General features: G+C 43.9%; 9 protein-coding genes and 2 pseudogenes. 3 read left to right on the top strand and 8 right to left on the bottom strand.

Features of this window, described 5'->3' with window-relative positions:
• Positions 1-384 precede the first annotated feature (384 nt).
• Together FY534_RS03115 and FY534_RS03110 are read right to left on the bottom strand one after the other, a co-directional pair.
• Complete coding sequence (locus FY534_RS03115) at positions 385-720, bottom strand: transposase (RefSeq protein ID WP_203115180.1); 336 nt, start codon at positions 718-720, stop codon at positions 385-387.
• Between the two features lie 135 nt (positions 721-855).
• Positions 856-1,464, bottom strand: a pseudogene (locus FY534_RS03110) (IS110 family transposase); the annotation flags it as partial.
• A gap of 493 nt (positions 1,465-1,957) precedes the next feature.
• Between FY534_RS03110 and FY534_RS03105 the strand changes: the two are divergent.
• The 3 genes and pseudogenes from FY534_RS03105 to FY534_RS03095 all read left to right on the top strand — a co-directional run bounded on the left by FY534_RS03105 (position 1,958) and on the right by FY534_RS03095 (position 6,095).
• A pseudogene (locus tag FY534_RS03105) lies at positions 1,958-3,110 on the top strand (IS3 family transposase).
• A gap of 149 nt (positions 3,111-3,259) precedes the next feature.
• Positions 3,260-4,486, top strand: coding sequence for a cytochrome P450 (locus FY534_RS03100; protein WP_203115179.1), 1,227 nt, complete (start codon positions 3,260-3,262; stop codon positions 4,484-4,486).
• 121 nt (positions 4,487-4,607) lie between these two features.
• Positions 4,608-6,095 (top strand): class I SAM-dependent methyltransferase, encoded by a 1,488-nt coding sequence (locus tag FY534_RS03095; protein ID WP_203115178.1) that lies wholly within the window; start codon positions 4,608-4,610, stop codon positions 6,093-6,095.
• A gap of 473 nt (positions 6,096-6,568) precedes the next feature.
• Here the strand turns inward: FY534_RS03095 and FY534_RS03090 are convergent, their stop codons facing one another.
• From FY534_RS03090 to FY534_RS03065, 6 genes are all read right to left on the bottom strand, one after another.
• On the bottom strand, positions 6,569-7,924 hold the full coding sequence (locus FY534_RS03090; protein ID WP_203115177.1) for a GH1 family beta-glucosidase: 1,356 nt from the start codon (positions 7,922-7,924) through the stop codon (positions 6,569-6,571).
• Complete coding sequence (locus FY534_RS03085; RefSeq protein WP_238413638.1) at positions 7,917-10,451, bottom strand: beta-mannosidase; 2,535 nt, start codon at positions 10,449-10,451, stop codon at positions 7,917-7,919. Before FY534_RS03085 ends, FY534_RS03090 begins: the two co-directional genes overlap by 8 nt.
• Positions 10,452-10,516: 65 nt before the next feature.
• Positions 10,517-11,491 (bottom strand): oligopeptide/dipeptide ABC transporter ATP-binding protein, encoded by a 975-nt coding sequence (locus FY534_RS03080; RefSeq protein ID WP_072873896.1) that lies wholly within the window; start codon positions 11,489-11,491, stop codon positions 10,517-10,519.
• Positions 11,452-12,480 (bottom strand): ABC transporter ATP-binding protein, encoded by a 1,029-nt coding sequence (locus FY534_RS03075; protein ID WP_072873895.1) that lies wholly within the window; start codon positions 12,478-12,480, stop codon positions 11,452-11,454. Before FY534_RS03075 ends, FY534_RS03080 begins: the two co-directional genes overlap by 40 nt.
• Positions 12,449-13,393 (bottom strand): ABC transporter permease, encoded by a 945-nt coding sequence (locus FY534_RS03070; RefSeq protein WP_238413637.1) that lies wholly within the window; start codon positions 13,391-13,393, stop codon positions 12,449-12,451. Before FY534_RS03070 ends, FY534_RS03075 begins: the two co-directional genes overlap by 32 nt.
• Entirely contained in the window at positions 13,390-14,379 is a 990-nt protein-coding gene (locus FY534_RS03065; protein ID WP_072873894.1) for an ABC transporter permease, read from the bottom strand. The genes FY534_RS03070 and FY534_RS03065 overlap by 4 nt, the downstream gene beginning before the upstream one ends.
• Positions 14,380-14,441 lie beyond the last annotated feature (62 nt).

The raw sequence follows: 14,441 nt of genomic DNA, 5'->3' as shown, positions 1-14,441 counted from the left end.
GAAACCTGAGGGTCTCGACACGTAGATTGGCTCATTCGCAGGATTTCACAAAGAAAGCACGGAGTACCAAGAAACCCTCACTTTAGGGCAAAGCAGACCCGTTCCGCAAACGTTGATTGGACTCCACACCTTGGATAGATAGGACGAAGGAATGTAAGGGCGTAGACCCGTCGAGATTTGGGAGAGTGAATCCCAGGGACCTTGTGGAGAGAAGCGTGCAGCAAAGGACCTATATGGAAGATGCTGTTAAAACGCACTGCACCTTCTGTTCCCGCACGCGCTCGAACGGTTCTGCCTTACGAGGTATCTCCTCATTCCCAATCCATCTTATAACTAGGTTAATGAAATCCTGCGAATGAGCGAGCATTCGTGAGAAAAGGCTAATCATCTGAGGGAGTGAGGGTTGGCTTTTTTTAACAGGTCACGCAAAATGTGATTTTCGAGTGCCTGATCAGCTAATGCCTTTCGTAATTTATCATTCTCAGAAGCCAACTCTGAACGCTCTTCAACGACCTGTTGGTAATCATCTGAAGTGACATGTGTTGGTATATCTTTTGATTTTCCAGGCGTTATACCTGTCTTCTTAAACTCACGAGTCCATCTACCAACCATATTGGCATTTAGATCGTGCTTCCTTGCCACAATAGTAGGACTACCAGTTTCCAGACATTCCTGGACGATCTGTTGCTTGAACTGTGATGAAAATTTCCGTCGTTCCATAAAGACAACCTCCTGTTGCTTCTAGTCTCCTATACTTTAGAGAGGTTGTCCAACCTGATTTCGGGGCTTAAGAGCGATGTGCCGTAGTTGCGCAGCCAGCATCATTCGTTGGTGGTCTCCCATCAACCCATGTCATGCTCGCTGCAAATTAGCCTTTTTCGATTTCAATCGTCCTCTCGCCCATTCCAAAAGTGCTTCAGAGCTATTCTCTCCCTGAATCATCGCCTCGAGCATGGCACGCCCAGACTTCCCCAAGGTGTTACTCGCTACGGAAGACAGCTTGATGTTGGCCCCTTCTAGCACCTTCTGTATCCGATTTACTTCTCTTGTTCGTTCGTTTATCAGGCTCCGACGGTAACGAATGAGTTCTCACAGTTCACGTTGGGTTAGGTCCGGGATATAACTGGCTTGCCATACCCCATCGCGAAGCAAACCAGCTATCCACTCAACATCCTTCACGTCCGTCTTGCGCCCCGGGACGTTTTTCATGTGATTTGCGTTAACCACAATCACTTGAAAGTCCTCTGATTTCAAGATGTTATAGATGGGCTTCCAAAACGAAGCAGTGCTTTCCATCGCTACATGCGTACACCCGTGTTGTTTCAACCAGTCGACCATTTCTAACAGGTCTACCGTCATGGTGGAGAAGGTGCGAATTTCCTTGGCTTCCGACGTCACGACGCATGCAACTACCATCTTCTTATGCACGTCGAGACCACAACAACGTTCGTAGACGACATCCATTTTGATCCTTTCTAGCGGACTGTATCAATTGAAGGGCTGGTGCAACGAACATAAAGATCATTCTATCCTGCGTGCTTCCCTAAAGGGAGCAACATACTGTGGTGCACCGGGTCGTCGTAGTCAGTCTATTGAGCGGGCTCATGGCACCAGTTTGTAACGACCTGCCTTCGCCAGCCACCAAAGTGTCATTCAACACGAGCCTATTTTCATCCTTCTGCTGGTGCCGCTCAGGCGGCATGGTCGTCTATTGACTTAATACATCTGGCTTGGAAAAACACGAAATAGGTTCAAGTTTGTACTTAAGCAAGACGAATTGAAAAAAAGGTCGAGCCCGATTCAAAAAAATTTGCAAATAAATACAGGAAGGATTTCGTTGTGGAGGTAATAGAGAGAATGATAATATTGATGTTAGGCTCTAATGGTGGACACAGCAAATCGAGAATGTGAAAATAAGTAATTCATCGATTTGAGGTGTCTGTGTTGGAACGTAGATATGATTGAGATTTTTAAATTGAATACGGTGAAGTTGGTGTTGGAGGAGGGGAAGACAGCCTCACAAGTGGCACGGGATCTGGTTATGACTTTAATGACACTTTATGGGTGGATTGCTCAATATAAAAGCGATCCGAAACATCCCTTTGTTGGCAGTGGGAATTTGAAGCCCCAAGCCCAAGCGACTTGGGATGTAGAGCATGAGAACCGTGAGCTGAGAGAGGAAATAGAAATCTTAAAAAACGCAGTGCGCATCTTCAGCAACGACCGGAAATAAGATATCAGTTCATCTACGACCATCGCTTCGAGTTTTCGGTTCAGAGGATGTGCAAAGTGCTGCAGGTATTTCGAAGCGGGTACTATGCATGGCTCAAACGACCAGATAGCGAACGCAAACAGCGATGTCGCAAGCTTACAAAACGCATTCATCAAATCTTTCTGTCCTCTCGGCGATGATACGGGAGTCCGAAAATTACACGGATTCTCCATGAAGAAGGATGTCGAGTTGGTCAGAAAACAGTGGCTGAAATGATGCGTGAGAACGGGCTAAAAAGTCGTACCGTACACAAATACAAGGCGACCACCCATTCGAAACACAACCACCCGGTGCATGACCATGTGCTTAACCAGACATTCCAAGCAGAGCGTCCAAATCAGGTCTGGATGTCGGATATCACATATGTTTGGCCCACCGAAGGATGGCTTATGTTGCAAGCATCATGGACTTATTCACACGGAAAATTGTTGGGTGGAAAGCCGATTCACGGATGACGAAGGAACTCGTCATGGCTGCGTTAGAGCAAGCCTATGAGCGTGAAAAACCGGATGATGGTGTACTGCATCACTCGGACCGTGGAAGTCAGTATGCGTCAAGGGAATACCGGGACAAGTTGAAGGAATACCAGATGATCGGCAGCATGAGCCGCAAAGGCAATGCTTACGATAATGCTTGCATCGAGTCGTTCCACAGTGTCATTAAGCGGGAGCTAATTCATCTTGAAACATATAAAACAAGGGCAAGGGCAAAGCGAGACATCTGGGAATACATCGATCTTTGGTACAACCGAGTGCGGATTCACTCGCCAATCGGCTACAAAACGCCAGTTCAATATCACTCCATGTATGACCAAATGATACTCAAGGCGGCTAGCTAAACAGGTTAAGTGGTACAAAACTGAATACTTAGACATTCTCTGTTTGGTCTGTCCACCCTATTGACTTAATTTCACTTTTTCACAGGGTTGAAGACAAAGCGGTAAAATATACGTTGACGTACGCCAAGAAAGCAAAGGAGTAATGAAGGATGGATACCAAAATAGATTTAAGCACTCCGGCTGTGGGTGGTTTTTTACGTTCCGCTTCTCGCTCCAAAGAAGAACGTCTCAATCCTTTTCCCTGGTATCGCAAACAACTTGAGAAGGGCGCAGTGTTAGCAGACGATTCATACGGGGGTTGGCACATATTCGGATATACCGAAGCGCAAACAGCCCTTCGAAATCATACACACTTCTCATCTGAACGATTCCGAAATTCAGGAAATATGACAAATCCTCGCCCCAGCATTCTAAATCTAGATCCTCCTCGCCACACTCAGCTTCGTAGTCTGGTCAATACTGCATTCACACCCAAAGCCATCCGTCATTGGTCAACACGTATTCAAGAAATTGTCGACGAACTGCTCAACTCCATATCTATCAACAACGAAACAGAAGAGACAATCGACCTTGTATCCACGCTCGCCTATCCTTTACCTGTAATCGTGATCGCTGAAATGATGGGTATTCCTGCAAAAGACCGTGAAAAATTTAAACGTTGGTCAGACGTTTTGGTGGAAGGACCTTCTAGTCTCACGCCGGAAATCATCATGGATTTAATGCAGAGAAAACAGGTTGCTCGTGAAGAAATGCGACATTATTTTTATGATGTTTTGGCTAAATCTCAACACCCTGAACACAGTTTGATTGCCATACTTTTAGAAGCTAATTTAGAAAGAGAAAAACTAACCGCTGAAGAACTGATTAGTTTTTGCATTTTACTTTTAGCCGCTGGCAACGAAACAACCACAAATTTGATAACAAATTTTTGGAGATGTATGTTGCAATATCCGCAAGCACTGGAAGATTTACAACATGATCATAGCCTCGTCCCTTCCGCAATCGAAGAAACGCTCCGCTATTACTCGCCAGTCCAAGCCACGAGCCGCATCGTCACAGAAGATATCGAATTTTACGGGGTAGAAATGAAATCGGGCGATCACGTTACGATTTGGCTTGCCGCCGCCAATCGAGACTCAAGTATCTTTACAAATCCCGATACGTTTGATATTTACCGTTCGCCGAATCATCACTTAGCGTTTGGACATGGCATTCATTTTTGCTTAGGCGCGCCTCTCGCCAGATTAGAAGCAGAAATTGCCATTCATACCATGCTGCAACGATTTTCTTCGTTTCAAGCTGTTCCAGCAGAATGGGAGCCTATTATTAGTGGGTTTGTTTTTGGTCTACATTCGTATCCAATGAAAATTCGCTGAATGGGTAATGGCAACCCAGCAAAATAACTGATTTATTTCAATTTTCTCGAATCTATACCTATCTCTTCCAAACGTGATAAAATTACTAAAATAGGATAGGACGTGAGGAAGGAGAAACCATATGCCTGACATTACTGATGAATTGCCCAGACTCGCGCCAATTATGCAAAACTTACTGAAAGAAAATGTATTAGTAGGGCCAACACTTACTAATGTAGCCGTGATGGAAATTACCCAAGAATATCAAAACCTGATTAACCAAGAGGCGCAAAAACTGGTTCACACATATTGGACGACAGAATTATTTTCTCACCCATTCATCCAACCATATTTTCAAAAGGTAGTAGCCACCAATGCTATGATTGACGCGATTACCAGCACCGCAGCATTTTATGCGCATTTGCGCTTAGGTCAAGAAGGTCTGGATGAAAGCATGATCTTCGTTGCCTCAAAGTTATTGGAAACAAGTATGCAACGCTATACTCCGAAAAATATATTCTGGTTGGCGTTTATTGTAAATGCCTATGATGATTACCAGGCTATACAATATTACCAGCCCATGTTAGCCACTGATTTTGTCAGCGGATCCTTTCATCGTCCCTGGTCAATTTATCGCTTAGAAGAAGAATTTAAGTTGATTCTCGACTATGGTGCAGCTGAATGGGTGACCCATACATCAGACATGTCCATTCGTTTGACGCAACGTGGAGAAAAGCATCTCTATAAATTTCGACAGTTTTTGGAAGCTACTGGATTTCTAGAAAAACGTGCACAACTGAACCGATTTGCCGGTTTTGGTCAAATGCAAGATTATGATGACGTTATGAATACCCTCACTAACACTCAAGAACTACGCTCTCTCGTGCTTAAAAACGCTAAGTTGAAACCAGGTATGCATGTCCTAGAACTTGGATGCGGCACTGGTGCACTGACACTAGAAGGAGGACTGGTGAATCAGGTTGGTTCACACGGCCTAGTCACTGCCATCGATCCTTCTGTTGGAATGTTAAATCGTTCCATGCAAAAACTGAAAAGTTACCCTGAGTCTTCGGTCAAGTTTGTGCAAGCAACAGCCGAGGAGCTTCCATTTGAAAACAATACATTTGACGCGGCGATAGGGTGTCTTTTTTTACATTTCACGAATATTCAAGTAACATTGAAAGAGATACACCGAGTCTGCAAGCCAGGTGCATGGTTTACCACCGTCTATGGACTTCAATTTCCACAGACAGAACCTTTTATGACAGAATGGCTGACACCTATTTATGAGAATAACGAAACTTTAAGAAATTCGACAACCGATCAACTGCCCTCAGAAGACACTGTTCGTGAAATCATCGATACTCTAGACGAAACATACGATCAAGTACAAATTTATCCAGTCGAAATGATTGGAAATACATTTCATATCGACAAAACTATTGAATTTTGGTTTCGCGCTGCACATATTTTTGAACCTTTTATGCGCAACTTACCTTGGAAAGCTCAACAAGACTTAATTGAGAACCTAACGAATCGAGGTTACCAAATTCAGAATAAATATGGTAAAGAGGGTATGATTCAACACCATCCCGGACAGTTTTTGCAAGCTCGCGTTATCAAAGTCTAACCTTGAAGGACGGTGTAACGTGGAACAATTCTACTGCATTTACTGCCAGGATCTTTGCAAAATCAAACAAAGTGCTCGTGTATTCCAAACTGGGTTTATTCGTGTCAATCAACAAGACTATCCCATGGGAATCTGTCAAGACCATGCTCCAGATGACAAGGAAACAGAAACTCTTTCCACGCCCTGATTGACGTTGAAAAATGAAACAATGAGTTTCGCATCTCCATCTATTTTATGTCGATTTAAATTTGATTGTTATATACTAGAAATATATCGAATATAGATTTACATTTGAGATATTTAAGAATGGTATTTATGAGATAACACTTAACCAAGGGTAAAAACTATTCATGGTAGGAACAAAATAAGAAGCGATAACCGCCAACAAAACACTCCCATTCTATGGTCTGTTTGGCGGTTTTATCGCTTCAACTGCATCATTTTTCTCTATTTTTCTTATGCCTAGTTGTCAATTATTCGACATGTGTAAGCTGTCGATGCATATGGACTAACTTTTTATACCATTCACCACTCTCTTTGAGAGTACGTCGTTGGGTTGCAAAATCGACGTGCACGATACCAAAACGTTTGCTGTATCCATGCGCCCATTCAAAATTATCCAATAGTGACCAGAGAAAATACCCTTTGAGTTGGTTGTTTTCTGCACAAAACCGTTCTGCTGCCCGCAGATGCCCTTCCAAATATTCAATTCTCGCAGGATCAGACACTTTTCCATCTACCATCACATCATCAAAAGCAGCCCCGTTCTCCGTAATATAAATCGGAATAGAAGTATATTCGCTGGCCAAACGAGTCAATAATCGATACAAAGATTCCGGATGAATTTCCCATCCCATAGCTGTACAAACGTCAGGATGCGCAGGCACTTGTTCAACCTGAAGAAACGGATTGTCTGAAAAATGCCGAACAACACTGCGCGAATAAAAATTGACACCGAGAAAATCGATGGGCACGGCAATCGTCTCTACATCTCCATCTTTTAGAAAATCCCAATCAGGAACATGCGTTTGAAATGCTTCAAGCATATCTTCTGGATAATACCCGTGAAAAATCGGATCAAGAAACCAACGATTTGAAAATCCGTCAGCCAGCATTGCAGCCTGCTTATCTTCTGGGCTTTCTGAAGCTGGATAACAAACATTCAAATTGAGCGTAATTCCAATTTGTCCATCTATGCCAAGCTGCCGATACGCTTTTACCGCTTCCCCGTGAGACAGCAAGATATGATGAGCTGCCATCACGGCTTCCTGCCAATTCTGGTGTCCGGGTGCATGCTCGCCAATACCGTAGCTCAGAAAAGACGCACACCAAGGTTCGTTATGCGTAATCCACTTTGATATGCGCTTTCCAAAATGTTTGAAAAGAGTTTCACTAAATTCACGGAAATGGCCAATTACATTCCGTTCCAGCCACCCACCTTCTTCTGCCAACCAAGCAGGAAGATCCCAGTGGTAGATAGTTCCTACGGGTTCAATATGATGTTTTTCCAGTTCATCCAGAAGCCGATGATAAAATTCTATACCGCGCATGTTTAACTTTCCTTTTTCCGGAAAAATTCGCGGCCAAGCAAACGAAAAGCGATAAGCTTGAACACCGAGATCGGCCATTAAAGCAATATCCTCCGGAAAACGATGGTAGTGATCACAGGCAATGTCACCATTATGACCTTGATACGTTTTACCGTCATAGCAAAAAGTATCCCAGTGCGAAAGTGTGCGACCATCTTCACGACTTGCACCTTCAATTTGATAGGCAGAGGTGGCTACACCAAACAAAAAATCTCCAGGAAAATTCCAGTTTTTAGTCAATGATATAACTTCCTTTCTCAGTCAACCTGTGGGAATCAATAGTGTTCTCATAGCTATCTATCAGACTGTAAACTCGAATTTGTTCACACACTTCTTTCAGTGACAAATCTTCCGAAAGAAATTTTTTAGAAAGCAAAACGGTATACGGAGTTGCAGGCAGAAGATCGAAATAATTGTCGCTAAAAACGCCGTCTGCTTCTGATAATTCAAGCATGACGTACTTTGCAAAAGTTTGACTTGTCAAATGGATTTCAAAATGATCGTCCAGTTCTTCCATATCTAAAGAAATATCGGGAGACAAAAGCTCCAAATGCTTAGCTTTACAGAAAATTACCGTTCCTGTTGACGAGTGATTTTCACCAAATTGACCTTCGTACTGGAAGAACATTTGTCGAGCATGACCTGACTGAAGTTGAGAATTCAAATCAACTTGCAATAGGATGCGACTATCCATTGCCGATATCTGGACTTCCTCATGTCCATGTGCGACGACCGTGCCATCGAATTTTTTCAAAAACCAGGAAACTTTTCCTTGAACGGGAGCGAGTGAATCGTTGGTTAAATGTAATTCGACCGTACTCCCCTCTTCACATGCACTGAGTAGAATCGGAGAATAGAAACGTTTAGCAAAATAATGTAATGCTTTCCAACGACCAAACGAATCTAAGCTCGACCACGAGGCTACAGGCCAACAATCATTTAACTGCCAATACAAGGTTCCCATACAGCGACCGCGATTTCGTCGCCAGTGTTCTACACCATAACGAATGGCTTCTGCCTGCAAAATTTGTGAAACATAAGATAGAGCTTGAAGATTTTTCGGATATTTGAAATTCTCCGATAAGTAGTAGAGAATCTTGCCATTTGCAGATCCGTTTTTTTGATGTTTCTCCATGATATAAGAGAAAATATTCCTATCCTGTTCTTCTGTAAAACTACATATAGTTTTCATGGATGGAAATGATTGAAAACCAAACTCAGAACAGAAACGAAAGTAATACTTGCGATAGTCAGTAAAAGGTTTTAGTCCATGCCATACTTCCCAATAATGGACATCTCCCTCCCTTTCACTATTTGGCGAGCGAAATCCTCCACCTGATGAAGGAGAAGCTGGCCAGTAAAAAGTTTGGGGGGCGATTTCTTGGCAAATGGCTGGAAAGTCTTCCTCAAACATTCGCAAATAGTCTTTTTGCCGTTCTACTGACTTGGGTAGATCCCAATCATGCCAAGCGAGTTCCATCTCATTATTGCCGCATATGAGACCAAGGCAGGCATGGTGGCGAATACGGCGGAGATTATCTTCTACTTCTGCACAAATATTAGCTTGGAATTCTTCGCTTAAACGATATACCGCACAGGCAAACATTAAATCTTGCCAGACAATGAGTCCATATTCATCACAGAGATCGTAAAAATCATCTCCTGGATAAATGCCGCCTCCCCAGACTCGAATCATATTGAAATGAGCTGTTTTGCAGGCATGGATTAAGCGTTCCGTTTTTTCTCGGCCAGTTCTTCCCAGCAAATTATCCTCTGGAATGTAATTGGCTCCACGCGCGAATATGGGAACTCCATTAATGACAAAAGCGAAAGATTTTCCCCACCGATCAGGTTGCTGAACCACTGTCAACGTACGCAAACCAATTCTATAGCTTCGTTGATCAAAGACCTTATTTTGCTGACCAACCGTAATTTCCACTTGATACAGCGGCTGATTACCTAAATCTTGCGTCCACCAAAGTTCAGGATCTTTAACTTGTATACGAACATCTGCATGGCCATTGCAAACTACAGTGCGTTCCTCTTGAACAAACCCGTTGGGGTGCATCAGCCTCACAACCACCTCAGGGTTTAACGCTTCGGATTTTTCATACGTTTCAATTTGAGTCAGCACATCGACCCAAACCTGATCAGCTTCATGAGTCTGCAAAATCGATGCGTCTAAAAGTCGAGCTCCCGAAAAAGCTACCAATTCTAATGATCGCCAAATTCCTGCATCTGGAATTTTCGGACCCCAGTCCCAACCAAACATGTAATGTGCTTTGCGCAAATGCGGGAAACCGGCAATCGTGTGATCGGGGCCCCAAAGTGGAAATTTTTCTTGCATCTTTTCCACGTACTGCAAGGGAGAATCAAAGCGAATTCGTATGATATTTTTACCATTACAAAGTTTATCTTTGACATTCCATTCATAAGTACGATGCATGTTTTCAGTTCTGCCTAGACAAGAACTGTTTATCCAGACTGTCGCTAATGTATCTAGACCATGAGCTAGCAAACAAACATAATCAGCCTTTAGAAATGATTCGTCTACTATAAACTCATGTTCATATTCATAGTCTTTAGCAGCTATTTCTAAAGCAATCGCTTCGTGATCACGATAAAAAGGATCCGGAATTTTCCCGGCCGTCAATAAATCTTGCATGACGGAACCTGGCACCTTTGCTGGATTCCATTCTGTCTCACCGACCGCTCGCATCTGCCAATAACCATTTAAACTCATGGCTTGCCGAAACATTTTCTGCATGGCAAACTGCCCCCATTTCCCAAAAACCAGACAAATCGTCCAGAAACACTCATGAAATTTGAAATTTACTGTAAGGTTTCTGCAAAATGACAAGCAACATGGTGTTCTTTTTCAAACTCACGCAGCGCAGGCGTCTCTTCTCTACAACGCTCCTGAACGAATAAGCAACGATGAGCAAATGGACATCCTTTACGACCTTCCAGTAAGTTAGGTGCCTCATTACTTGTTTCCGGTAACGGTTTGCTCCAATCACTTCCAGGCGTTGCAGCAAACATGAGACGCGTGTAAGGATGCAATGGATGCTTGAGTAAACTGCGCGACGATGCACTTTCCATGACTCGTCCGCCATACATGACCATGATTCGATCTCCAAAGTAACGAGCCGACGCCAAATCGTGCGTAATATAAAGATAGGAGAGTTGAAAATCTTGTTTTAACTCGTTCATTAACTCTAAAATTCCTGCACGAATGGAAACATCGAGCATGGAAATAGGTTCGTCTGCCACGATGAACTCTGGACTCACTGCCAGTGCACGTGCAATGGCAAGTCGCTGGCGTTGCCCACCAGACAATTCATGCGGATACTTGATACGAAATTCACGCACTGGTGTAAGACCTACTCGTTGCAAAAGATAATCAATATGGGCAGATACTTCAGCATGGTTCTTTGCACGATACTTGCGCAAAGGAAATTCCAGATGTTTCTCCAGCGTTCTTACAGGGTTCAGTGAACCAAAAGGATCTTGAAAAACCATTTGCGCTACTTTGTGATAGTTCACTAATGAACGACCACGAATGTGCGTAACATCTTGACCTGCTACTTGAATTTTCCCTGCTGTCGGTTCAAGAATACGAACCAAGGAACGGCCTATGGTACTTTTTCCACTTCCTGACTCACCGACAAGAGCCAAAACTTCGCCAGGTTGAATATGAAAGCTCACATTGTCAACAGGCGTGATAAATGCCGGCCCTTTACGTGTTCGAATAGAAAAACGAATTTTCAAGTCGTCGACTTGTACAAAAGCTGCTTGGCCGGCCATTCCGAATCTCCCTCCTTGGTTGGACTGTAGAGATGGCATTCAATCGTGGCGTGTGACAATCGATGCAATGTCGGACGGATTTCCATACATGCAGCTGTTGCATACGGACAGCGCGGGGAGTACGCACATCCACTCGGCAAATCAATTAAATCTGGTGGATGTCCTTGAATGCCTTCAATCACAACATCTTCGTACGTCAAACGTGGAATAGCGCGCATGAGCCCTTCTGTATAGGGATGATGATCAACTTCTGGCAACAGCACTTTTGCTTCTGTATTCTCAACCATTCGTCCCGCATACATAATGGCAACACGTGAAGCAATTTCTGTTACTAAACTGAAATCATGACTAATAAATAGGATGGCAAAGCCTCGCTCAGCCTGCAGTTCCTGAATTTGATTAAGTATCGACCGCTGCACTACCACATCAAGAGCTGTTGTGGGTTCATCCATAATGACCAATTGCGGTTCCAATGCAATAGCAATAGCAATGACTACGCGCTGGCGCATTCCACCCGATAACTCGTGTGGAAAACTGCGCAAATGTTTTTCGTCAATACGCACGAGCCGCAGCAAATCACGCGCTCGTTCCTTAGCCTCCTTGACAGACATTTGTGGACGATGGCTGCGAAACGTGTCTACAATTTGTTTCTCCACCGTCATCACAGGATTTAGTGCTGTCATTGCACTCTGAAAGACCATTGACATTCGACTCCAACGAAATGTGCGAAGCTCTCGTTTGCTTAAAGCGTAAATATCGGTTCCCATCACACGAATTTGTCCTTTAGTTAGTCGAGCATTGCCTCTTAACAAGCGCATAATGGCGTTTGCTAATGTCGATTTTCCCGATCCCGATTCACCGATTAAACCAACAATGGTTCCCGGATATACAGTTAAATTAACATCACTAACTGCCTGTACTGGCCCAGAGGGGCTGTCATAAACAACTGTGACATCTTCAATTTCTAGAACGGGCTGTACTTTGCTCACGACGCTTCCCTCCTTGCTTGCGCAGGCGCGGATTTGTTAATTGATCAATACTGAAATTCATCAACACTAGCGATAGACCAACTAAAGCAATTCCCAACCCTGGCGGAACAATCCAATACCAAGCGCCGTTCAGTAACGCTCCGCCTGCTTGCGCCCAATAGAGCATGGTTCCCCAACTGACCGAATTGACGCTTTCAAGTCCAAGAAAGGCTAACCCAGATTCAGCAAGAATGGCACCGAGACAAGCAAAAATAATGTTAGAAGCAATGACGCTCGTCATATTAGGAATAATTTCCGCAACCATAACTCGCAGAGTGGAAGCTCCTGAAAGACGCGCTGCTGTAACAAACTCGCGATTGCGCAGCGACATTGTTTGAGCTCGAAAAACTCGAGCTCCCCAAGCCCAGCCAGTGAAACCTATAATCAATCCGTTAATCCAAGGCGTGGTATTATGGACCATTGATTCAATGACAATGAGAAGAGCGAGACTCGGCAGAACCAGAAAAATATTCGTGACAAAGTTAAGTACTGTATCTACCCACCCACCGATATAACCTGCCGTTACACCAAATGCCAGTCCAATCAAGGTTGCCAAGAGCCCAGCACCTATACCTACCGTTAAAGTGGTGCGTGTTCCGTAGATAAATTGCGAAAATATATCCTGTCCTGTAGCCGTCGTACCAAACCAATGAGCATAACTTGGAGGCAAATTCATAGCAAAATTCGTTGAAAGTGGATTGTAGGGCGCAATCACAGGCGCCAAAACGGCGACCAATAAAAATAGAGAAAAGAGACACAATCCTACCAACGAACGACGATCGGAACAAAGTAAACGAATAAAACGAAATCTTTTACGTCTGATGGGAAGATTGACTTCATTCGCATGGATATCTTCAAGAGGATGCGTCATCATACAGTGGCACCTCCTGCACGAACTCGCGGATCAAGTCGACTATAGAGCAGGTCAACCAACAGATTAGCAAGAAGTACTGACAACGCGATCATTAAAAAGGCAGCCTGAATCAACGGATAATCTTGTTGCAACACTGCAGCTTGCAACTGGGCTCCAATACCGGGATATGAGAAAACAACTTCTGTAAGAATCGAGCCACTCACGACGTTGCCTATCGCTATAGCGAAGCTGGTGATCTGAGGAAGAATGGCGTTTCGTGCAGCATACATGAGCATTAACCGGGAAGGTCGCACACCTTTTGCCTCTGCAAAAACAACGTAATCTTCACCTAGCGTCAAAATCATATTGTTGCGCATCCCTATCAACCAACCACTAAATGAACCCAGGAAAATCGTAATACCTGGCAAAATCGCATGTTTTAAAACTGACAAAATAAACGAAATGCTCCAAGACGGCTGTACACTGAGCGCATAACCATGAGCTAATGGAAACCATCCCAGTTTAAAGCTTAAAAAGTAAAGCAACAAAAGTCCTGTCCACATATAGGGGGCCGCTTGAAAAAACAGCGAGACAATAGGAAGTGTATTGTCCAGAGCACCACCACGCCGCCAAGCAATTAAAATACCAAGCCCTGTTCCCAAAAAGACAGAGATTAACGTTGTTATCCCTACTAAACCGATGGTCCAAGGCAAACTATGCGCTATGACAGTTTTGGTTGGAGTAGGGTAGTACGTGAAAGACAACCCCCAATGGAGAGTGATAAGTCCCTTAAGATAGTCGAAATATTGCACTATCAGAGGTTGATTGCTGAACCCAAATTCGAGTTTTAACGCCGTCATGGCCTGGGGTGTCAAATTGTTTTGGAATTTGGCAAACATAGCGTCGGCAGGGTTGCCAGGCATCATGCGCGGCAAAACAAAGTTAATCGTCACAGCAGCCCAAACAGATACGATAAAAAACGACAAACGACTGAGAACGTATTTCATGCTGCTTCCTCCCACTATGTTGCCGCAATCCTGTAGGGCGGCGAGCAGATGGACTGCATCGC

This window comes from Alicyclobacillus sp. TC (assembly GCF_016804365.1).
Taxonomy (GTDB): domain Bacteria; phylum Bacillota; class Bacilli; order Alicyclobacillales; family Alicyclobacillaceae; genus Alicyclobacillus_I; species Alicyclobacillus_I tolerans.
This window is presented reverse-complemented; position numbering and strand designations above follow the sequence as displayed.